Annotated in this window: 21 protein-coding genes; 5 read left to right on the forward strand and 16 right to left on the reverse strand. The window is 63.7% G+C overall.

The window, feature by feature from the left end; translation table 11 throughout:
- Window positions 1-148: 148 nt before the first annotated feature.
- The 5 genes from NLY37_RS22100 to NLY37_RS22120 form a co-directional block, all read right to left on the reverse strand.
- The gene (locus NLY37_RS22100; RefSeq protein ID WP_023670510.1) at window positions 149-928 is read right to left on the reverse strand and encodes a succinate dehydrogenase iron-sulfur subunit; all 780 of its coding nucleotides are present in this window, start codon (window positions 926-928) and stop codon (window positions 149-151) included.
- Window positions 929-968: 40 nt separating this feature from the next.
- The gene (gene sdhA / locus NLY37_RS22105) at window positions 969-2,798 is read right to left on the reverse strand and encodes a succinate dehydrogenase flavoprotein subunit (protein WP_023706721.1); all 1,830 of its coding nucleotides are present in this window, start codon (window positions 2,796-2,798) and stop codon (window positions 969-971) included.
- Between the two features lies 1 nt (window position 2,799).
- Window positions 2,800-3,198 (reverse strand): succinate dehydrogenase, hydrophobic membrane anchor protein, encoded by a 399-nt coding sequence (gene sdhD / locus NLY37_RS22110; protein WP_023683885.1) that lies wholly within the window; start codon window positions 3,196-3,198, stop codon window positions 2,800-2,802.
- The gene (gene sdhC / locus NLY37_RS22115; protein WP_023683884.1) at window positions 3,198-3,617 is read right to left on the reverse strand and encodes a succinate dehydrogenase, cytochrome b556 subunit; all 420 of its coding nucleotides are present in this window, start codon (window positions 3,615-3,617) and stop codon (window positions 3,198-3,200) included. The genes sdhD and sdhC overlap by 1 nt, the downstream gene beginning before the upstream one ends.
- A 239-nt stretch (window positions 3,618-3,856) precedes the next feature.
- Window positions 3,857-4,327: a hypothetical protein gene (locus NLY37_RS22120; protein ID WP_023742124.1), complete on the reverse strand. Its 471-nt coding sequence runs from the start codon at window positions 4,325-4,327 to the stop codon at window positions 3,857-3,859.
- Between the two features lie 252 nt (window positions 4,328-4,579).
- Here NLY37_RS22120 and NLY37_RS22125 point away from each other — a divergent pair, with 252 nt between their 5' ends.
- Window positions 4,580-4,951, forward strand: coding sequence for a hypothetical protein (locus NLY37_RS22125; protein ID WP_023687709.1), 372 nt, complete (start codon window positions 4,580-4,582; stop codon window positions 4,949-4,951).
- Between the two features lie 37 nt (window positions 4,952-4,988).
- Here the strand turns inward: NLY37_RS22125 and NLY37_RS22130 are convergent, their stop codons facing one another.
- Window positions 4,989-6,185 (reverse strand): GGDEF domain-containing protein, encoded by a 1,197-nt coding sequence (locus NLY37_RS22130; protein WP_023742123.1) that lies wholly within the window; start codon window positions 6,183-6,185, stop codon window positions 4,989-4,991.
- Window positions 6,186-6,348: 163 nt separating this feature from the next.
- Here NLY37_RS22130 and NLY37_RS22135 point away from each other — a divergent pair, with 163 nt between their 5' ends.
- Window positions 6,349-6,660: a hypothetical protein gene (locus NLY37_RS22135; RefSeq protein ID WP_023670517.1), complete on the forward strand. Its 312-nt coding sequence runs from the start codon at window positions 6,349-6,351 to the stop codon at window positions 6,658-6,660.
- A 106-nt stretch (window positions 6,661-6,766) separates the two neighbouring features.
- Here the strand turns inward: NLY37_RS22135 and leuC are convergent, their stop codons facing one another.
- The 7 genes from leuC to rplS all read right to left on the reverse strand — a co-directional run bounded on the left by leuC (window position 6,767) and on the right by rplS (window position 12,872).
- Complete coding sequence (gene leuC / locus NLY37_RS22140; protein ID WP_023670518.1) at window positions 6,767-8,176, reverse strand: 3-isopropylmalate dehydratase large subunit; 1,410 nt, start codon at window positions 8,174-8,176, stop codon at window positions 6,767-6,769.
- Between the two features lie 278 nt (window positions 8,177-8,454).
- Window positions 8,455-9,090: a class I SAM-dependent DNA methyltransferase gene (locus NLY37_RS22145; RefSeq protein WP_023742122.1), complete on the reverse strand. Its 636-nt coding sequence runs from the start codon at window positions 9,088-9,090 to the stop codon at window positions 8,455-8,457.
- A 58-nt stretch (window positions 9,091-9,148) separates the two neighbouring features.
- The gene (locus tag NLY37_RS22150) at window positions 9,149-9,955 is read right to left on the reverse strand and encodes an amino acid ABC transporter permease (RefSeq protein WP_023742121.1); all 807 of its coding nucleotides are present in this window, start codon (window positions 9,953-9,955) and stop codon (window positions 9,149-9,151) included.
- Window positions 9,956-10,197: 242 nt separating this feature from the next.
- Window positions 10,198-10,998, reverse strand: coding sequence for a transporter substrate-binding domain-containing protein (locus NLY37_RS22155; protein WP_023742120.1), 801 nt, complete (start codon window positions 10,996-10,998; stop codon window positions 10,198-10,200).
- Between the two features lie 237 nt (window positions 10,999-11,235).
- On the reverse strand, window positions 11,236-11,733 hold the full coding sequence (locus NLY37_RS22160; protein ID WP_023683877.1) for a MarR family winged helix-turn-helix transcriptional regulator: 498 nt from the start codon (window positions 11,731-11,733) through the stop codon (window positions 11,236-11,238).
- Entirely contained in the window at window positions 11,730-12,158 is a 429-nt protein-coding gene (locus tag NLY37_RS22165) for an organic hydroperoxide resistance protein (protein WP_023670524.1), read from the reverse strand. Before NLY37_RS22165 ends, NLY37_RS22160 begins: the two co-directional genes overlap by 4 nt.
- Window positions 12,159-12,311: 153 nt before the next feature.
- The gene (gene rplS, locus NLY37_RS22170) at window positions 12,312-12,872 is read right to left on the reverse strand and encodes a 50S ribosomal protein L19 (RefSeq protein ID WP_023687704.1); all 561 of its coding nucleotides are present in this window, start codon (window positions 12,870-12,872) and stop codon (window positions 12,312-12,314) included.
- 326 nt (window positions 12,873-13,198) lie between these two features.
- Here rplS and NLY37_RS22175 point away from each other — a divergent pair, with 326 nt between their 5' ends.
- Window positions 13,199-13,951, forward strand: a complete 753-nt coding sequence (locus NLY37_RS22175) for a sulfite exporter TauE/SafE family protein (RefSeq protein ID WP_023683874.1) — start codon at window positions 13,199-13,201, stop codon at window positions 13,949-13,951.
- On the opposite strand, the gene trmD is transcribed toward NLY37_RS22175, so the two are convergent.
- Complete coding sequence (trmD, locus tag NLY37_RS22180; protein ID WP_023726048.1) at window positions 13,933-14,631, reverse strand: tRNA (guanosine(37)-N1)-methyltransferase TrmD; 699 nt, start codon at window positions 14,629-14,631, stop codon at window positions 13,933-13,935. The two genes, NLY37_RS22175 and trmD, sit on opposite strands and share 19 nt — an antisense overlap.
- Window positions 14,628-15,227, reverse strand: coding sequence for a ribosome maturation factor RimM (rimM, locus tag NLY37_RS22185; RefSeq protein ID WP_023715860.1), 600 nt, complete (start codon window positions 15,225-15,227; stop codon window positions 14,628-14,630). The genes trmD and rimM overlap by 4 nt, the downstream gene beginning before the upstream one ends.
- A gap of 96 nt (window positions 15,228-15,323) precedes the next feature.
- Between rimM and NLY37_RS22190 the strand changes: the two genes are divergently transcribed.
- Both NLY37_RS22190 and NLY37_RS22195 read left to right on the forward strand, forming a co-directional pair.
- Entirely contained in the window at window positions 15,324-16,262 is a 939-nt protein-coding gene (locus NLY37_RS22190) for a tyrosine recombinase XerC (protein ID WP_023742119.1), read from the forward strand.
- A gap of 74 nt (window positions 16,263-16,336) precedes the next feature.
- Window positions 16,337-17,398, forward strand: coding sequence for a TraB/GumN family protein (locus tag NLY37_RS22195; protein ID WP_023742118.1), 1,062 nt, complete (start codon window positions 16,337-16,339; stop codon window positions 17,396-17,398).
- A gap of 862 nt (window positions 17,399-18,260) precedes the next feature.
- Here NLY37_RS22195 and lpdA read toward each other — a convergent pair.
- Complete coding sequence (gene lpdA, locus NLY37_RS22200) at window positions 18,261-19,667, reverse strand: dihydrolipoyl dehydrogenase (protein ID WP_023742117.1); 1,407 nt, start codon at window positions 19,665-19,667, stop codon at window positions 18,261-18,263.
- Window positions 19,668-19,749: the final 82 nt, after the last annotated feature.

Consider the following 19,749-nt stretch of genomic DNA (forward strand, 5'->3'; position numbering starts at 1 on the left):
CCGACAGCGCGCCATCCTTCAACCTTGGAGATTGGCGAAAGCCGCGATGACGGCCAATCTCCCCACCCGTGGGGGAGATGTCCGGCAGGACAGAGGGGGGCGCGAAGGATCGCCGCGTCCGAGATTGCCGCGAGCGAACTCGCCTCAACTAAACCCGCCGCTCCACCATCATCTTTTTGATTTCGGCAATCGCCTTGGCCGGGTTGAGCCCCTTCGGGCAGGTCTGGGCGCAGTTCATGATGGTGTGGCAGCGGTAGAGCCGGAATGGGTCTTCGAGATCGTCGAGCCGTTCGCCCGTGGCTTCGTCGCGGCTGTCGATCAGCCAGCGATAGGCCTGCAGCAGCGTCGCCGGGCCGAGATAGCGGTCGCCGTTCCACCAATAGCTCGGGCACGAGGTCGAGCAGCAGGCGCATAGGATGCACTCGTAGAGCCCGTCGAGCTTTTCGCGGTCCTCATGGCTCTGCAGCCATTCCTTGGCTGGCTCTGGCGACACTGTCTTCAGCCATGGCTGGATCGAGGCGTGCTGGGCGTAGAAATTGGTGAGGTCGGGCACCAGGTCCTTGACCACCTGCATATGCGGCAGCGGGTAGACCTTGACGGCGCCGGAAATGTCGTCGCAGCCCTTGGTGCAGGCCAGCGTGTTGGAGCCATCGATGTTCATGGCGCAGGAGCCGCAAATGCCTTCGCGGCAGGAGCGGCGCAACGCCAGCGTCGGGTCGATCTTGTTCTTGATCCAGAGCAGCGCATCGAGCACCATCGGCCCACAATCGTCCATGTCGACGAAATAGGTGTCGATGCGCGGGTTCTCGTCATCGTCGGGCGACCAGCGGTAGATGCGGTATTCCCGCAGGTTGGTGGCGCCCTCCGGCTTCGGCCAGGTCTTGCCCGGCTGCACCTTGGAGTTCTTGGGAAGCGTTAGTTCGACCATTACCTCAGGTCCTTTCGGATGACGAGCTTCGGCACCATGGTCAGTACACCCTGGCCTTGGGCGCGATCTTGGCGAGGCTGATGCCGCCGTCCTTTTCCGCCACCAACGGTTCGGTGTGCACGGGACGATAGCTGAGGCTCACCTGGCCGTCCTCGCTTAGCCGGGCCAGCGTATGCTTGCGCCAGATAATGTCGTCGCGGGCCGAGAAATCTTCGCGCGCATGCGCGCCGCGGCTCTCCTTGCGCGCCTCGGCGCCGTAGACCGTGGTGATGGCGTTGGCCATCAGATTTTCCAGCTCCAGCGTCTCGACCAGGTCGGAATTCCAGATCATCGAGCGGTCGGAGACTTTCAGGTCCTTGAGCTCGGTCCATATCTGCGAAATGCGCTTGCAGCCGTTTTCGAGCGACTCCTGTGTGCGGAACACGGCGGCGTCTTCCTGCATCGCCTTCTGCATTTTCTCACGCAGAACAGCGGTTGGCGTCGAGCCATTGGCGTGGCGCAGCCGGTCGAAGCGGTCCATGATCTTTTCGACCGAGGCTTCGTTGGGCGAAGGGATCGCCGAATTACGGTCGATGACCTGGCCGGCGCGGATTGCGGCGGCGCGGCCGAACACCACCAGATCGATCAGCGAGTTCGAGCCCAGCCGGTTGGCGCCGTGCACGGAGGCACAGCCGGCCTCGCCGACCGCCATCAGCCCGGGTGACACCCGGTCAGGATTCTCGACCGTCGGGTTCAGCACCTCGCCCCAGTAATTGGTCGGCACGCCGCCCATATTGTAGTGCACCGTCGGCAGCACCGGGATCGGCTCCTTGGTCAGGTCGACGCCGGCGAAAATCCTGGCCGATTCCGAAATGCCCGGCAGCCGCTCATGCAGCACGGCCGGATCGAGATGGTCGAGATGCAGGAAAATATGGTCCTTGTTCTTGCCGACCCCGCGGCCTTCGCGGATCTCCAGCGTCATGCAACGCGAGACGACGTCGCGCGACGCCAGGTCCTTGGCCGACGGCGCGTAGCGCTCCATGAAGCGCTCGCCCTCGGAATTGACGAGATAGCCGCCCTCGCCGCGCGCGCCTTCGGTGATCAGGCAGCCGGCGCCGTAGATGCCGGTCGGATGAAACTGCACGAACTCCATATCCTGCAGCGGGAAGCCGGCCCGTGCCGCCATGCCGCCGCCGTCGCCTGTACAGGTGTGCGCCGACGTCGCCGAGAAATAGGCGCGGCCATATCCGCCGGTCGCCAGCACCACCATCTTGGCGGAGAAGCGATGGATGGTGCCGTCGTCGAGGTTCCAGGCGACGACGCCGGTGCAGGTGCCGTCCGGTTCCATGATCAGGTCGAGCGCAAAATACTCGATGAAGAACTGTGCATTGTTCTTCAGCGACTGGCCGTAGAGCGTGTGCAGGATGGCGTGACCGGTGCGGTCGGCGGCAGCACAGGTGCGCTGCACCGGCGGGCCGTCGCCATAATTCATCATGTGTCCGCCGAACGGCCGCTGGTAGATCTTGCCCTCTTCGGTGCGCGAGAACGGCACGCCGTAATGCTCGAGCTCGTAGACCGCCGCCGGTGCCTCGCGCACCAGATATTCCATGGCGTCGACGTCGCCCAGCCAGTCCGAACCCTTGACGGTGTCGTACATGTGCCACTGCCAGGAGTCCGGACCCATGTTGGACAGCGACGCGGCAATGCCGCCTTGTGCCGCCACCGTGTGCGAGCGGGTCGGGAACACTTTGGTGATGCAGGCCGTGCGCAGGCCCTGCTCGGCCATGCCGAGCGTGGCGCGCAGGCCGGCGCCGCCGGCGCCGACGACCACCACGTCGAACTTGTGGTCGACAAAGGTATAGCCGGTGGCCGATTTCGCGTCCTTGGCCAAATCAGCCTCCGAATGCCAGTTTGAGCAGGGCGAAGATCGAGGCGACGCCGACCGCTATGGTGAAAAACGTGCTGAGTGCGATCAGCGCCAGCTTCATGCCTTCGGCATGCACGTAATCCTCGATAATGACCTGCATGCCGACACGCATATGGGTGAGACCGGAAACGAGCACCAGCGCCAACACCAGCGCCACGAACGGACTGGCGAGCGCCGCCCGCACCTCGGCGAAGCCGGCGCCATTGAGCGCGATCAAGAACCCGACGAAGAACAGTATCAGCGGGATGTTGGCAATGGCCGTCAGCCGCTGTCGCCAGAAATGCCCGGTGCCTTCGCGGGCCGAGCCCAGACCGCGGACCTTGGCCAGCGGCGTGCGCATATCGTTGTTGTTCGTGCCGCTCATCACAAGGTTCCCCGCGCCATGTAGCCGGCGACCCAGATCAGCAGCGTGAGCAGGATGGAACCGGCGAGCGTCGCCCAGGCGATCTTCGATGCCGTGTGTTTCTCCAGCCCGGCGCCGGTGTCCCAGACGAGATGGCGCACGCCGCCCAGCATGTGGTGCATCAGCGCCCAGGTGTAGCCGAACAGGATGAGCCGGCCGAGCCAGGTGCCGAAGGCCCAGTTGATCCAATCGAAAGCGCCTTGCGAACTCGCCGCCGCCATCAGCCACGCGGCGACCAGCAGCGTGCCGAAATACAGCGCCCCGCCAGTGATGCGGTGAATGATCGACATCGTCATGGTGATCGGTGGGCGGTAAATCGTCAGGTGCGGCGAGAGCGGCCGTTCACGTCTGGCGGTTCGGGTGGCTGGTGATTTGCTCATGGCTGCCCCAGTTCGATGTCCGGAGCCGCGGTGGAAAGCGGCACTTACCGCCTCGATATATGACTTCAGACAGCCGGTTTCTAATGCTCTTTTTGCACCGCGTCAAAGCCGGAAAATCGTTTTGAAAACGTCATTTAGTCTGACAAAGGCTGCTGTTTCGCTTCAATCGATTTGGCCACCGTCGAAAGCCGGCGCACCGTTCGCTGCAGTGCGGCATTTCCTTTGCAATCGACGCCAGGCTATCGTTTGCAGGTCTGTGGTGTCGAGCCCCTCTTCATCACCAGCGCCTCGCGCGCGTCGATCACGATTGCGTCATGCGACGCGGCTTCCTGGTAGCGGCTGGACTGGTTGGCGGGTGATGCGGCAAACTCCTCGGTCGTGCCATCGGGCCTGACAACGCGCAACGCCGTGCCGAGGTTCTGGATGGTGATCATGCCGCCATTGCCGCATCTGTAAGTTGCCGTGCCGACAGCAGACCGCGGCGCGGTAAGGTCGGTGACGATCTTGGCTGAAGGTGCGGCAGGCGCTGTCGGAGCCGTTGCGGAAGCCGGGGGCGCCACAGGTGCGGCGGACTGCTGAGCCGGCACGGGCGCGACAGTGGGTGGTACGGTATTCACCGTCGTCGGCGCGCCGTTCTGCGGCACGCAGGCTGCGGCAGTCAGCAAGGGGATCGACAACAGCGTCACCCGAAACGTCCGGCGTAACGCCATATGCTGTCCTCCTGCGCGGCTAACTAGCCGCGATGTTCCACCAAGATCAAGCTCACCCGACGTCAGCGTAGTAGTGTGCGTCGCGGCCGATGGTGCGGGCAAGCATGGCCGAATGATGACGCCCGGGTTTCCATCCCGTCGGATATTAACCATGTTTGGCGAGAGATCGCCGCCGGATGCGCCTGCCCTCTTAACAAAGGTTAAGAAAAGGTTAATTTCCGATTCGATCGGGTCCACAGCAGAGAGGACACCATGCTTTCGAATTCAGGAAGAGCGCGCCTTGCGGCGCTTGTGCTGGCGACAGCCAGTCTCGGCTTCGCCGCCCCGGCAATGGCCTGGTCGCGCCATCATGACCGCGTCTATGCCGATTCCCTAGGCAATCTCGTCATCGACAGCGCCGCCGGCTACAAGCGCATCATTGTCGGCCAAGGCAGGCTGGCCAAGAAATTGTCCGACTACACCAGCGCCGGGCAGCCGGAAGCGGAACCGGAAGTCCTTTATGAAGACGAGGCGGATCACATCTCCAGGCGTGGCTGCTACCAGCCGCCGGTGTTCGTGAAGGGCCGCTCCTATATGTACGGCCTCTCCGATGGCGAAATGCCCAACCTCAGCCCTTGCCGCTGATGATCCGGCACGGCCGAGAGGCCGTTTAAGCGAGACGCTAACCGACGCTGCCTGTATCCGGGATGAACACCGTTTCCGCCCGCTCATAGGACAATCGCACGCTGTCGCGGCCGTTCTTCTTGGCCTTGTAGAGCGCTTCGTCGGCGCGCCGCACCAGCGGCTCCAGCCCTTCGTCGCCGGTGCGCGCCGCGACGCCGAAGCTCGCGGTCACCCTGGTGCCCGGCGGCAACCCGTTGACACTGCCGGCCGAATAGTGCGTGCGCACGGCTTCGGCAAACAGCCGCGCCGTGGCAAGATCGCTCAGCGACAGAAGCACAGCGAACTCCTCGCCGCCGATGCGGCCGGCAACCGCACGCGTGCCGGCGGCCGCGCGAAGCTTGGCGGCGAAGTCGGCGATCACCTGGTCGCCCGCGGCATGTCCGTATTTGTCGTTGAGCGCCTTGAAGTGATCGAGATCGGCCAGCACCAGCGCGACCGGCACCTTGGTAACAGCGCAATGCTGCAGCACCAGCAAGGCGCGCTCCTCGAAACCCCTGCGGTTGAGCAGGCCAGACAGCGGATCGGTGTGCGTCTCGGTCTTCAGCGCCTTCATCACGTCGAGCGCAGCTGCCGAGAACAGGCAGAGCGCGATCAGCAACGACAGCAGCGCGTGCGTCAAAAGCGCCGTCGTCCAGTAGGACGAGCCATAAAACCCGTCATAGCTGGTGAACGGCCCGTGCGAGATGACGACGAGCAGCGTGCGGCCGATGAAGTTCAGCCCGGACAGCAGCGACAATACGAACAGGATTTTTTCCGTCGGGCCGTTCTTGCGCACGGCGCGCAGCTCGGCGGCGACCAGCAGGCTGAGGCCGCCAAAGCCGAAATTGATCGACAGGATGCGCCAAGTTAAGTCCGGCTGGACGAACAGGAACCAGCAGAATGCGACCATCCCGCCACCCGCCAGAATGCCGATCGCGATATAGGGCACGCGTCTGCCGTAGCGCGAGATGATCGCACCGACGAGGCAGCAGGCGGCGAGCGTGAAGCAGAGGTTGGAGACCAGCTTGGTCAGCACCATGCCGCCGGGCAGCGTGAAATACTGTAGCAGGAAGCCGGGCGCGGACACGCAATAGCTCGCGCCGAGCACAGCCAGATAGGGCCGGTGGCGCTGGTAGAACCACAGCACGAGGAACGCCGCGCCGAGCGCCAGCGCGATCGTCGGATTGAGCAGCGCTATGAACAGGCCGGTGTCCAAAGGACGGTGACTTCCCCGCTTGGCGTCAGGGAAGACCTTAGAGCGCAAGCCCCAACAAGCGGTTAAGCCAGGACGAATATGCAAGTCGCCACTCATGAAGCTGCTGCACGGAACCGGGGCCTGAGGCAGGCGTTTCGTGACAGCAATCAAGGAGAAGTTATTCATGGCCGACACGATCACGCTGACCGACCACGAAGCAATTCGCTCATGGGCCGCAGGGCGCGCCGGATTTCCGGCGATCGTCGATGTATCGCCCGAAACCGGAACGCAGCCGTTGCTGAGGCTCGTCTTCGGCCAGCACGCCTATCAGGACCAGGATCAGCCTGAACGCCCGGTCAACGCAGGCGGCTACGAGCTGGTCGAATGGGACGAGTGGTTCAAGATCTTCGACGAGCGCGAACTGGCGCTGGTGGTCGCGGCCGACGAACCCGGCAGCCGGGAGGAATTTCATGAAATCATCCGGCGTGCCGGCTAGGGCATATACCCCAAGGGTCTTAGAGCGGCGTGCATTAAACAAAACCCCGAACGGTTTTGCCGTTCGGGGTTTGCATAAGCTCAGATCAGGCTTGAAACAGTCTGCGCTATTTCCAGTCGCGGATGTCGACGAAATGGCCGGCGATCGCCGCCGCCGCCGCCATCGCCGGCGACACCAGATGGGTGCGGCCCTTGAAGCCTTGCCGGCCCTCGAAATTGCGGTTCGAGGTCGAGGCGCAGCGCTCATGCGGCTTCAGCCGGTCGTCGTTCATGGCCAGGCACATCGAGCAGCCCGGCTCGCGCCAGTCGAAACCGGCGGCAATGAAGATCTTGTCGAGACCCTCGGCCTCCGCCTGTTCCTTGACCAGACCGGAGCCCGGCACGATCATCGCATCGACATGCGCACTCACCGTCTTGCCTTCGACCACCTTGGCCACCGCACGCAGATCCTCGATGCGGCCATTGGTGCAGGAGCCGATGAAGACGCGGTCGAGCGTGATGTCGGTGATCTTCGTGCCCGGCGTCAGCCCCATATAGTCGAGCGCGCGGATCTTTGACGTCCGCTTGTTCTCGTCCGTGATCTCTTCCGGATTGGGAACGACGCCCTGCACCGAAACGACGTCCTCGGGCGAGGAACCCCAGGAGACGATCGGCGGCAGCTTGGCCGCGTCGAGCACGATCACCTTGTCGAAATGCGCGCCCTCGTCGGACTGCAGCGTCTTCCAGTATTCGAGCGCGGCGTCCCACGACGCGCCCTTCGGCGCGCGCGGCTTGCCCTTGACATAGGCGAAGGTGGTTTCGTCGGCCGCGATCAGGCCAGCGCGCGCGCCGCCCTCGATCGACATGTTGCAGATCGTCATGCGGCCTTCCATCGACAGCGCGCGGATCGCCTCACCGGCATATTCGATGACATAGCCGGTGCCGCCGGCGGTGCCGATCTCGCCGATGATGGCGAGGATAATGTCCTTGGCGGTGACGCCTTCCGGTAACTGGCCATCGACACGCACCAGCATGTTCTTGGCCTTGCGCTGGATCAGCGTCTGGGTCGCCAGCACATGCTCGACCTCGGAGGTGCCGATGCCATGTGCCAATGCGCCGAAGGCGCCATGCGTCGAGGTGTGGCTGTCGCCGCAGACGATGGTCATGCCGGGCAGCGTGAAGCCCTGCTCCGGCCCGATGATGTGGACGATGCCCTGGCGGATATCGTTTTCGGAGTAATATTCGACGCCGAAATCCCTAGCGTTCTTGGCCAAGGCCTCGACCTGGATGCGGCTTTCCTCGTTCTTGATGCCGAACTTGCGCTCGGGCGAGGTCGAGACATTGTGATCGACCACGGCTAGCGTCTTTTCCGGATGCCGGACTTTTCTGCCGGTCATGCGCAGGCCTTCGAAGGCCTGCGGGCTGGTCACTTCGTGAACGAGATGGCGATCGATGTAGAGCAGGCAGGTGCCATCGTCCTGGCGGTCGACGACGTGGTCGTCGAATATCTTGTCGTAGAGGGTGCGCGGTGCGCTCATGTGCGTAAATCCGTCGATTTGCAAAAAAGGGGAGGGGCAGACGCGCCTAAGCCTTCGGCCCAGCGAAAGCGGCTTAGCTAAGTCGGCTGGTGAGCGCGCCGGAAATGCGCGAAGAGAAACGCGACGGCAGGCGTTTTCTGTCCTGCAGCACGAAACCCTTATAGGCCGGATCGCCAAAAAGCTCTTCCATGGCGTGGCTCATACCAATGTTTTGGCTTTTCGGCAATTGCGGCGTGTTTCCCCTTCTCCCCTTGTAAGAGAAGGGGAAGGGGCGGCGCTCAAAGCACCTCGAACACAAAAGTCTTTACCAACGCATCCGGCTCGGCGATCGCATAGCAGCGGAACCATGGGCTTTGCTCGACCGGCCGCCATTTCCCGGCCCGTTCCAACTCATCGAACACGTCCTGGAAGCCGCCGCTGTCAAACACCTGGTCGCGCACGGTGAAGATGGCGTGGCCGCCTTTTCTGGTGATGCGGACAAGCTCGTGCAGGCCGGACGCCGGCGCATGGCTGATGGTGAACACGCCAGTCGAGAAGAAGGCGCGGAAATGCCCGTCTGGCCAGGGCAGCGGCCCGCCGAGCATTGCCTGCTTCAGATCGCCATAGGCATTGCGGCTGCCGGCGATCTTCAGCATGTCGTCGGAGAGGTCGAGCCCGGCAATGTCGTGATAACCCAGCGCCTTCAATGACGGGCCCGACAGGCCGGTGCCGCAGCCGGCGTCGAGCAGCGGTCCTTCGCTCACCTGCACATGGCGCGCCACCCAGGCGGTGATCAGGAACGGCAGCAGATAGCCTAGCGAAGCGGTTTCGCTGTCATAGGTCGCGGCCCAGTCCGCATAGGCCTTGGCCAGCCCTTCCGGCGTGTCGGCCGAATAGACGGTGCCCAGCGCCGCATTGGCCTTGTCGATCGTCATCGCCTGCATCCTCCGGAATCCTGTCCTCCGCGATCGTAGCCGTGCCCGCGTCGGACTTCTATTCCTGCTGCGCCCGCCGCAGTCGTTGCTCCAGCCCCCGCAGCACCAGCGACAGGCTGACGGTGAGGATGAGATAGATATAGGCGACGATCGAATAGGTCTCGAAGAAGCGGAACGAGCCGGCGGCGTAGATCTTGCCCATCTGCGTGATGTCGGCGACGCCGAGCACCGAGACCAGCGAGGAATCCTTGACCATGGCGACGAAGTCATTGCCGAGCGGCGGCAGGATGGTGCGGATCGCCTGTGGGAAGACGATCAGCCGGAAGCGCTGCGTGCGCGTCAGCCCGAGCGCCTTGGCAGCCTCGATCTGGCCTTTCTCGACCGACTGGATGCCGGCGCGGAAGACCTCGGAGATGAAGGCGGAATAACCGATGGTCAGCGCCATGATTGCACGCCACAACAGCGACACGTCGCGCACCAAAAGCTCGCCGAGATACCCGGCGTTTTGCAGCGGCGCGGTCAGCGCATTCCACGCAGCCACGAAGGCCGGCGCGCCGGCGAAGGCGATCCAGAACAACAGCACCAGGATCGGCACGCCGCGGATGATCTCGACATAGAAACGAGCGATCTGCCTGAGCCAACGCGACCCCGACAACGCCATCAGCGCAATGCCGAGCCCGACGGCGGAAGCCAGCGCGAAGGCGACCACGGTGACAAGAATGGTGATGCCGATGCCTTTGGCGACGGTGGCAAAAACCTGGGCGTAGAGATCGCTGGCGGCAATGCAGAGCGCAGCCACGATGGCGAGCGCGATCGCAGCGGCAAGCCACCAGGGAAAATCGGGTTTTGAGGTTGAGGCGAGCATCAATGCCCAACGCTGGTGAACAGCTGCGCTCGCAAGATCTGCCGATCTCCCCCCTTGCGGGGGAGATGTCCGGCAGGACAGAGGGGGGTGCTGTCCCTCCAACCTGTCAAACGGGTACAGTCACAACCTTTGGCCTCTTTGGAAAAGCTCAAAACAAAAGGGAGGCGATCCTTCACACCCCCCTCTGCCCTGCCGGGCATCTCCCCCGCAAGGGGGGTCAGCGGCCGTCGCGCCAAGACGGCCTACTGCCCCATCTTGTAGTCGAGAAACCACTTCTTGTTCAGCGCCTCGATCGTGCCGTCGGCCTTCAGCGCCGCGATCGCCGCGTTGACCGGCTTCACCAGGTCCGAGCCCTTCGGGAAGATGAAGCCAAAATCCTCGGTGCCGAGCGGGCCGCCGATCAGCTTGAGCTTGCCGCCGGAGGCATCGACATAGCCTTTGCCGGCGGTGCCGTCGGTCAGGACGACATCGACGTCGCCGGATTTCAGTGCCTGCACCGAAGCGCCGAAGGTCTCGAACTGCTTGATGCGCGGGTTCTGCTCATTGCCGTCGAGCACGCTGTAGACGGCGGTGTAGAACGGCGTCGTTCCGGCCTGCGCGCCGATCAACCCGTCCTTGAAGGCGGCGAAGGTCTTGGCGTCGGTGAAGCGGCTTTCATCGGCGCGCACCAGCATGAACTGCTCCGAACGCATATAGGGGTCGGAGAAATCGACCTTCTCCTTTCGGTCGTCCTTGATGGTGATGCCGGTCATGCCAATGTTGTACTGGTTGTCGGAAACCGCCTGGATCATCGCGTCCCAGGAGGTGTTCTGGTACTCCACCTTGAAGTTCAGCCGCTTGGCGATTTCGTCCATCGCGTCATACTCCCAGCCGATCTGCTTGCCGGTCTTGGCGTCGATGAACTGCAGCGGCGGATAGGCGTTTTCCGTCACCACCACGACCTTCTTGCCGCCGAGATCGGGCAGCGCATCGGCCGCCCATGCAGCGACGGGCGCGAGGAAACAGGCCGCGAGGGCGGCCAGCAGCAGCTTCAATTTGGTCATGACACGCTCCAGGATGAGGAGCCCGCTTGCAGCCGGGCTCGCATGAAAATCCAGGCGCGACTTTAGCCGTCCGCAGACGGCTTGCAAGCTGGTCCGGTGCTCAGCGTCGGGTGAAAGCGGATTCCGATGCCTTCAACCAACGCGGTTTTAGAACGCCCCGTGGTCGGAATTTATTCCGTGATTGCGCCGCCGGCAAACCAGGCCCCTCCTGGACACGGGAACCCGTCAGATGACGGATCAGGATGGTGACGTAGCCTCACGCAGCTTGGCGACAAATCCGGTCAAGGTCCGGTGCAGCGACTTCAGCTCCTCGACTTCCAGCGGCATGGCGCAGGCAAGGCCCGCGGATACGTCCTTGATGCGGGCGCGCAGCGCCTGGCCCTTGGCAGTCGGTTCGACCAGCACGCGGCGCTCGTCGGCCGGATCGCGACGGCGGGTGACGAGACCAGCCGCTTCCATCCGCTTGAGCAGAGGCGTCAATGTCGCCGAATCCAGCCCCAGCGCCTCGCCGAGTTCGCCGACCGTGCTCGGCGCATGCTGCCACAGCGCCAGCATCGCCAAATATTGCGGATAGGTCAGGCCGAGCGGGTCAAGCAGCGGCCGATAGAGCTTGGTCATCAGCCCGCTCGCCGAATAGAGCGCGAAACAGAGCTGCTGGTCGAGGCGCGGAACGGCGATCCTCCCGGCGGTGTCCGCCGGGACTTCGCTGGCCCTGGTTTCGGTCTTCGTCGTCATGCTGCCTTTGCCGGAAGCGCCACGGTCGAAAGCGCCACCTCGACATTGCCTTTGATCGCATTGGAATAGGGGCAAATCTGATGCGCGGCCGATACAAGCGCTTCCGCCGCCGCCTGATCAAGGCCTTTGGTCTCGGCGGCCAGTGCGACACCAAGTTTGAAGCCTTCACCATTGGGAAGCAGGCTGACCGTGGCGCTCACCGCCGCATCGTCCAGCGGCAGCTTCTGCTTGCGCGCGACGAAGCGGATGGCGCTTTCGAAGCAGGCGGCATAGCCGACCGCGAACAGCTGCTCGGGATTGGTGGCGCCACCCTGTCCGCCGAGCTCCTTCGGCAAAGCGAGGTCGACCTTCAGCAGGCCGTCGCTGGTCTCGCCGTGGCCGGCGCGGCCGCCTGTGACGCGAGCCTGTGTGGTGTAGAGTGCCATGTCAGTTCTCCATTTTATTTGTACACTATCATTTAGTGTACAAGATAATTCGGGTCAACAGCCATGGCCAAACTCTCGGCCGGCAATCGTTCACAGTCTGGTGAAACGAAAAAAGGCGGCCGAAGCCGCCTTTTCAAAATCCTTGGACCAGGTTTATTCGGCCGGGGTCGCTTCCGCCGCCTTTGCAGCCTCGTCGGCGGCCTTGGCGGCTTCGTCGACGGCCTTCTTCTCGGCAGCTTCCTTGGCGGCCGTCTCGGCGGCCAGCGCCTGGGCAGCGGCAACCTTCTCGGCTTCGATGCGGGCCTTCTCGGCGTTCAGCGCGTCGCGTTCCTCATCGTTGAGCTTGCGGGCGCGCACGCCGGTGTTTTCCGAAATACGGGCCGACTTGCCGCGACGGTCGCGCAAATAATAGAGCTTGGCGCGGCGCACCTTGCCGCGGCGCACGATCTCGACGCCTTCGACCATCGGCGAGTAGACCGGGAAAACGCGCTCGACGCCTTCGCCGTAGGAGATCTTGCGGACGGTGAAATTTTCCTGGAAGCCGGCGCCGGCGCGGGCGATGACGACGCCCTCATAGGCCTGGACGCGGGTGCGGGTGCCTTCGGTCACGCGGACCTGGACGCGCACGGTGTCGCCGGGCTGAAACTCGGGAAGCTTGCGCTTGGCTTCGATCTTGGCGGCCTGTTCGGCCTCGAGCTGACGGATGATATCCATCTCAATAGTCCACTTCTTGTTCTTCCGACAGTCAGAGCGTCCGACACTCGCCTTGCAGTTCCATTGACCGCTCGGCTATGCCCTTTGTCCCCGAGACATCTTGTCTTCGAAACATTGGGCAGGGGCGACTACACCGTCATTGTTGACGGGTCCGGGAGATTTTTCTCGCCAGTACGGGCGGGCACATACAGCTATTTCACTGACTTGTCACGCCTTGGCCCTGTCTTTTTTGGCCGCATGCCACCACGCAATCGTCCAGTGCAGGGTTGCGCCGGCCCTTCAAGCTTCCTAATCCGGGAGCAGCACACTTGTCCGGCGGCCTCACAATGTCTGTTTTCGACGCAGTCCTGCTCTTCCTCGCGGGTTTTCTGTCAGGCGCCGTCAACGCGGTTGCCGGCGGCGGCACCTTCATAACCTTCGGCGCCATGACGCTGGCCGGCCTGCCGCCGATCGTCGCCAACGCCACGTCCTCGGTGACGCAGTTTCCCGGTTACATCACCTCGACGCTGGCTTACTGGACCGACATCAAGCATTTCTGGCGCGGCGCGCTGCTGCTTTGCCTGATCTCGGCTTTGGGCGCGCTGGCTGGTGCGCTCATCCTGCTGGCGCTCTCAAATCCGTCGTTCCGCGCCCTCGTGCCGTGGCTGCTGCTGGCCGCAACCGCCTTGTTCGCCGCCGGGCCGTGGCTGAAACCAACGCCGAAGCCTGGGCATGAAGCCACGGTCGGCTCTCTGGCCGGTTCGCTGGCGCAGTTCGCTACCGCCATCTATGGCGGCTTCTTCGGCGCCGGCATGGGCGTCATGATGCTGGCGACGCTCGGCCTGACGCAATCCGGCGACTATCACCGGCTGAACGCGCTGAAGAACATGCTGGCCGTGGTCATCGCCGCCGTTGCCATACTGGTCTTCGTTTCCGGCGGCGTTGTTGCTTGGCCTCAGGCAATCGTCATGATCCCCGGCGGCGCGCTTGGCGGCTATGCCGGCGTCTGGATCGCCAAGCGCGTGCCGCAAAACGCAGTACGCGGCTTCGTCATCGCCGTCGGCCTGTTTCTCGCCGTCTACTATTTTGCCAAGGGCTGAGCGGCGAGCAAATCCGGCCGGCGCTCCCTGGTCAGCTTCTCGGACTCGGCGCGCCGCCACGCGGCGATCTTCTTGTGATTACCGGAGACCAGCACGTCGGGGATGGGGCGGCCTTCGAACTCCTGTGGCCGCGTGTAATGCGGGTGTTCGAGCAGGCCGTTCTCGAAACTTTCTTCCTCGCCCGACACCGCATTGCCCATGACGCCGGGCAACAGCCGCACAACGGCGTCGAGCAGTACGAGCGCCGCCGGCTCGCCGCCCGACAGGATGAAATCGCCGATGGAGACCTCTTCCAGTCCACGCGCCTCGATCAGCCGCTGGTCGACGCCCTCGAACCGGCCGCAAACGATGACGGCGCCTGGCCCGCCAGCCAGTTCGCGCACGTGCGCCTGCGTCAGCGGCTTTCCACGCGGGCTCATCAGCAAACGCGGCCGCGGATCGCCCGCCGGCGACGTGTGGTCGATCGCCTTGGCCAGCACATCGGCGCGCATCACCATGCCGGCGCCACCGCCGGCCGGCGTGTCGTCGACGGTGTGATGGCGATCGCTGGCGAAGTCGCGGATCTGGATAGCTTCCAGCGACCATGTCCCGACTTCGAGCGCCCGTCCGGCCAGCGACAGGCCTAGCCCGCCCGGAAACATCTCGGGATAGAGCGTCAGCACCGACGCCTTGAACGTCACCGGTTGCCTCCGGCTTCGCGCGGCCCGCGCGGTCGGCCCTTCGCGTCGAAATCTTCTTCGCGCGGCGCGTCGCCATCCTCATCCTCGACAAGGCCGGCGGCTGCCGGGTCGACGCGGAGAAAACCTTCGGCGATCGAAACCTGAGGCACGGCGGCCTGGGTGAACGGGATCAGCACGCCTTTGCGCCCGCCGAGGGTAACGTCGAGAATGTCGCCGCCGCCGAAATTATGCACCGCCACCACCTTGCCGATGACCGCGCCCTTATCGTCGCGGACTTCAAGTCCGACGAGATCGGCGTGGTAGAATTCGTCCTCCTCGCCATCGTCGGGCAGCATCGAGCGGTCGACGAACAGCTCGGTTCCGGCCAGCGCCTCGGCGGCGTTGCGGTCGGCAATGCCCTTGAAGCGCACCACCACGACGGTGTTGGCGGGCCTGATGTCGATGATCTGGAAGGCGCGGCCGTCCTTGGCATAGAGCGGCCCATAATCGGCCAGCGCCATCGGCTCGCCAGTGAAAGTCTTCACCCGCAATTCGCCCTTGATGCCGTGGGCGGCGCCGATCACGGCCATTTGCACGGGGTTCTGGGGCTTCGACATGGCTGATATCCTTTGCCCTGCTCTAACGCCCTACCGGCGTCATTTCAATGACAGGTTCTTCACCGCTTCCTAACCCGGCTGCCTGACAATGGCGGCATGCAGGAATTTCTCATCCCGGCAAAACCCGACCTCCAGGCAGCGCGCGAAAGCTGGCTGAAGATGCTGGCGCGCGAGCGCCGGCTGTCGCCGGCGACCGTCGAAGCCTATGAGCGCGACACGCGCCAGTTCCTGCATTTCCTCACAGGGCATTGCGGCGGCTCGCCTGGTCTTTCCGACATCGCCACTCTGCGCCCGGCCGATCTGCGCGGCTTTCTTGCCGCGCGGCGCAACGCCGGCGCCGGCGCCCGCACGCTCGGACGCGGCCTCGCCGGCATCCGCTCGCTGCTGCGCTTCCTCGAACGGCGGGGTCTCGCCAATGCCGCCGGTGCCGCGGCGTTGCGCGCGCCGCGCCAGCCGAAATCGCTGCCCAAGCCGCTGACCGCCAGCGATGCCAAACATGTCGTGTCGGTGGACTGCCAGCTGGCTGAAGAGCCTTGGATCGCCGCCCGCAACGCCGCCGTGCTGACGCTGCTTTATGGATCGGGCCTGCGCATTTCCGAAGCGCTGGGCCTCAGCGCCGCCGACCTGGCATCGGAAGCCGACACCGTGCTGCGCGTCACCGGTAAGGGTGGCAAGACACGGCTGGTGCCAGTGCTGCCGGTGGCGCTCAGGGCAATCGCCGAATACCGAAAACTTTGCCCCTATCATCTCGACCCCAAGGGCCTGCTGTTTCGCGGCGCCCGCGGCGGGCCGCTCAACCCGGCCATCGTCCAGCGCGACATGGCCAGGCTGCGCTCGGCGCTGAACCTGCCCGACACTGCGACACCGCACGCGCTGCGCCATTCCTTCGCCACGCATCTGCTCGGCCGCGGCGGCGACCTGCGCACCATCCAGGAGCTTCTCGGCCACGCCAGCCTGTCGACGACGCAGGTCTATACCGGCGTCGACACGGCAAGGCTGCTCGAGATTTACGAATCCGCGCATCCCCGCGCGTGACACTGTATAAGTCCAGGACAATTTCCCCACGCCCGTTAACCGTTTCGCCGCTTTTCAGCTCTAGAACCGCAACCATGAAACGCGCCATTGCCATCGCCGACCGCGCCGCCCTTGTGTCGCTGAAGCTGCTCGTCGCGCTCAACGCCCTGTTTTTCCTGTCTTTCCTCATCGTGCTGCTGCTTGCCATGGGCAGGGCGCATGCCGAAGCCCCGGCCTGCGCCGGCGCCGATCTGCTGTCGGCCCTGCAGAAGGAAGACCCCGCCACCTATGCCAGGATCGAGACGGAAGCAGCAGCGACGCTGAACGGCAAGGGCCTGTTGTGGAAGCTGGAGAAATCAGGCGAAAAGCCATCCTTCCTGTTCGGCACCATGCACATGACCGACCCGCGCGTGACCACTCTGCCGCCGGCAGCCAGGAAAGCCTATGACGCTGCCGGCACCATCATCATCGAGACCACCGACGTGCTCGACAAGCAGAAGATGATGGAGGCCATGCTCAAGGAACCCGAGCTGATGATGTTCACCGACAACACGACGTTGTCGTCGCTGTTGTCGCCGGAGGATGCGGCGGTGGTGAACAAAGGGCTCGATGCACGCGGCATTCCGCCGGCGAGCGTCTCCAAGATGAAGCCGTGGCTGCTGTCGGCCATGGTCGCGCTGCCGGTCTGTGAGGTCGCCCGTCAGGCAGGCGGCGCACCGGTTCTCGACGTCAAGCTGGCGCAGGACGCCAAGGCTAATGGCAAGCCGGTGGAAGGGTTGGAGACCGCAGCCAGCCAGCTGCGCGCCATGGCCTCGCTGCCGCTTGCGTTCCACATCAAGGGGCTGGTCGAGACCCTGAAGCTCGGCGACAAGATAAACGACATCAACGAAACCATGATAGTGCTTTACCAGCGCGGCGACACCGGCACCTTCTGGCCGCTGTTGCGTTCGATCTCGCCCGACGAAGACGACGCAGGTTACGCCGAATTCGACCGGACGATGATCACCGGCCGCAACAAGGTCATGGCCGACCATGCCGCACCGATCCTGGCCAAGGGCAATGCCTTCATGGCCGTCGGCGCCATGCATCTTCCCGGCCCCGAAGGCCTGGTCGAGGATTTTCGCAAAGCCGGCTATACCGTCACCGCCGTCGACTGAGCAGCGCCCGTCTGAATACCGAATCACGTAAGCCCGGCTCTGTCCGGTGCGCAACTGATTCGCAAAGCGAAGGCGGTTGGCCCTATTTTTGGCGGAAAAGGCCAGCTAAGCTCGTTCTACCTCGTTCGTGATTGATTTTGCGGGGGAAAATACAGGCCACAAGCGGTTGCGAATCAGAATTTTCCTGCGTTCGTCAATTTGAAGGCCTAGTATGAACCCGTTCAACGGTTGCGCGTTGAGGGGTGTTGATTGATGCTTTTCATCCACGGAGGACACTTTTATGGCGAACCCTAACGATCCAGCGCCCAGGTCGGGTGGTGGCAGCGGCTGGCTGATTGCGCTGGTCGTCGTCATCCTTGCGATTGTCGCGTACTATGTTTTCGGCAGAAGCGGCGAACATCCTGCACCCGCAGAGCCGCCGGCAGCCAGCACACCGGCGCCCGCACCTGCACCGGCTGAGCCGATGAAGCCCGCCGAACCGGCTCCCGCACCAGCCCCTGCTCCCGCACCGGCTCCTGCGCCAGCCCCGGCACCCGCGCCTGCTCCGGCGCCGAGCCCGTAATCTGGCCAACTGATCTGGCATCTTGTTCCAGCCAAGAACGGCCTGCTGAAAAGCGGGCCGTTTTGTTTGGGGCACCTATCGGCGAGCGTCGCGATTCTTCACCGCCCCCTCTGTCCTGCCGGACATCTCCCCCTCGAGAGGGGAGATCGGCAGTTCACGAACAGCGCCAGGTTAGAAACGTGAGAAACTTGAAAGCTCGCGACGCGGCGGTGAAGTCCAATCTCCCCCCTTGCTTGAGGGGGAGATTGCCGGCAGGCCAGAGGGAGGCCAGAGGGGGGGTGCTGTCCCTCCAGTGTTTCCTTAAATATGGATCGGCTTGAAGAACGTCGCCAGCGCTGCTTCCTTCACCGCTTCCGACATTGTCGGATGCGCGTGGCAGGTGCGGGCGAGGTCTTCGGAAGAGCCGCCGAACTCCATCAGCACCGCCGCCTCATGGATCATCTCGCCGGCGCCGAAGCCGACAATGTGGACGCCGAGCACGCGGTCGCTGGCTTTGTCGGCGAGGATCTTCACGAAGCCGTCTGTGTGCAGCATGGCGCGCGCGCGGCCGTTGGCGGTGAACGGGAATTTGCCCATCTTGTAGTCGATGCCGGCCTTCCTCAGCTCTTCCTCTGTCTTGCCGACCGAAGCGATTTCCGGGCTGGTGTAGACGACGCTCGGGATGACGTCGTAGTTCACATGGCCGGCCTGGCCGGCAATGGTCTCGGCCACCGCCACGCCTTCGTCCTCGGCTTTGTGCGCCAGCATCGGTCCGGCGATGACATCGCCGATGGCGTAGATGCCGGCGACGTTTGTCCTGAGATGGCTGTCGATCTTGACCCGGCCGCGCTCGTCGACCTCGACGCCGGCTTCCTTCAGTCCAAGGCTGTCCGAATATGCGCGGCGTCCGGTCGAGATCAGCACCGCGTCGGCCTCGATGGTCTCGGCCGCCCCGCCCTTGACCGGTTCGAAGGTGACGGTCGCGCCCTTCTTGGCCTTGGCAACGCCGGTCACCTTGGCGCCGAGCTTGAACTCGAAACCCTGCTTCGAAAGCAGGCGTTGGAACTGCTTGGAAACCTCGCCGTCCATGCCGCCCAGGATGGTGTCGAGGAATTCAACCACGGTGACCTTGGCGCCGAGCCGCGCCCATACCGAGCCAAGCTCCAGCCCGATGACGCCGCCGCCGACCACCACTAGATGGCCAGGCACTTTCTCCAGCGACAGCGCTCCGGTCGACGACAGGATCACCTTCTCGTCGATGCCGACCTTGACGCCGGGAATGCCGGCGACATCGGAGCCGGTGGCAATGACGATGTTCTTGGTCTCGATCTCCTCGACCTTGCCGTCCTCGCCCGACACCGACACTTTGCCGGCGGCGACCACCTTGCCGGTGCCGCGGAACGAGTCGATCTTGTTCTTCTTGAACAGGAAGGCGACGCCGTTGACGTTGGCCGAAACGGTCGCATCCTTGTGCGCCATCATCTTCTTCAGATTGAGTTTCGGCGCCGGTATCTCGACGCCCAGCGTATCGAAGGAATGGCCCGCTTCGGCGAACATCTCCGAGGCATAAAGCAGCGCCTTGGACGGGATGCAGCCGATGTTGAGGCAAGTGCCGCCGAAGGTCGCGTTCTTCTCGACCACCGCGACCTTCAGCCCGAGCTGCGCCGCCTTGATGGCGCAGACATAGCCGCCCGGTCCCGATCCGATGATAACGACGTCATAAGCCATGATGGGTGTCCTTCTTGCCTAGAGGATGATGCCGAAAAGTGTGAAGCGGTTTTCGGAGAACATCATGCTTTATCCCTTTGAT

The organism is Mesorhizobium sp. C395A, from assembly GCF_030323205.1.
Classification (GTDB): Bacteria; Pseudomonadota; Alphaproteobacteria; order Rhizobiales; family Rhizobiaceae; genus Mesorhizobium.

Excerpts from the sequence above, each read along its gene's own strand:
- NLY37_RS22100 (WP_023670510.1), bottom strand. The coding sequence starts at position 928 with ATGGTCGAACTAACGCTTCCCAAGAACTCCAAGGTGCAGCCGGGCAAG.
- sdhD (WP_023683885.1), bottom strand. The coding sequence starts at position 3,198 with ATGAGCGGCACGAACAACAACGATATGCGCACGCCGCTGGCCAAGGTC.
- sdhC (WP_023683884.1), bottom strand. The coding sequence starts at position 3,617 with ATGAGCAAATCACCAGCCACCCGAACCGCCAGACGTGAACGGCCGCTC.
- NLY37_RS22120 (WP_023742124.1), bottom strand. The coding sequence starts at position 4,327 with ATGGCGTTACGCCGGACGTTTCGGGTGACGCTGTTGTCGATCCCCTTG.
- NLY37_RS22125 (WP_023687709.1), top strand. The coding sequence starts at position 4,580 with ATGCTTTCGAATTCAGGAAGAGCGCGCCTTGCGGCGCTTGTGCTGGCG.
- NLY37_RS22135 (WP_023670517.1), top strand. The coding sequence starts at position 6,349 with ATGGCCGACACGATCACGCTGACCGACCACGAAGCAATTCGCTCATGG.
- leuC (WP_023670518.1), bottom strand. The coding sequence starts at position 8,176 with ATGAGCGCACCGCGCACCCTCTACGACAAGATATTCGACGACCACGTC.
- NLY37_RS22145 (WP_023742122.1), bottom strand. The coding sequence starts at position 9,090 with ATGACGATCGACAAGGCCAATGCGGCGCTGGGCACCGTCTATTCGGCC.
- NLY37_RS22150 (WP_023742121.1), bottom strand. The coding sequence starts at position 9,955 with ATGCTCGCCTCAACCTCAAAACCCGATTTTCCCTGGTGGCTTGCCGCT.
- NLY37_RS22155 (WP_023742120.1), bottom strand. The coding sequence starts at position 10,998 with ATGACCAAATTGAAGCTGCTGCTGGCCGCCCTCGCGGCCTGTTTCCTC.
- NLY37_RS22160 (WP_023683877.1), bottom strand. The coding sequence starts at position 11,733 with ATGACGACGAAGACCGAAACCAGGGCCAGCGAAGTCCCGGCGGACACC.
- NLY37_RS22165 (WP_023670524.1), bottom strand. The coding sequence starts at position 12,158 with ATGGCACTCTACACCACACAGGCTCGCGTCACAGGCGGCCGCGCCGGC.
- rplS (WP_023687704.1), bottom strand. The coding sequence starts at position 12,872 with ATGGATATCATCCGTCAGCTCGAGGCCGAACAGGCCGCCAAGATCGAA.
- NLY37_RS22175 (WP_023683874.1), top strand. The coding sequence starts at position 13,199 with ATGTCTGTTTTCGACGCAGTCCTGCTCTTCCTCGCGGGTTTTCTGTCA.
- rimM (WP_023715860.1), bottom strand. The coding sequence starts at position 15,227 with ATGTCGAAGCCCCAGAACCCCGTGCAAATGGCCGTGATCGGCGCCGCC.
- NLY37_RS22190 (WP_023742119.1), top strand. The coding sequence starts at position 15,324 with ATGCAGGAATTTCTCATCCCGGCAAAACCCGACCTCCAGGCAGCGCGC.
- NLY37_RS22195 (WP_023742118.1), top strand. The coding sequence starts at position 16,337 with ATGAAACGCGCCATTGCCATCGCCGACCGCGCCGCCCTTGTGTCGCTG.
- lpdA (WP_023742117.1), bottom strand. The coding sequence starts at position 19,667 with ATGGCTTATGACGTCGTTATCATCGGATCGGGACCGGGCGGCTATGTC.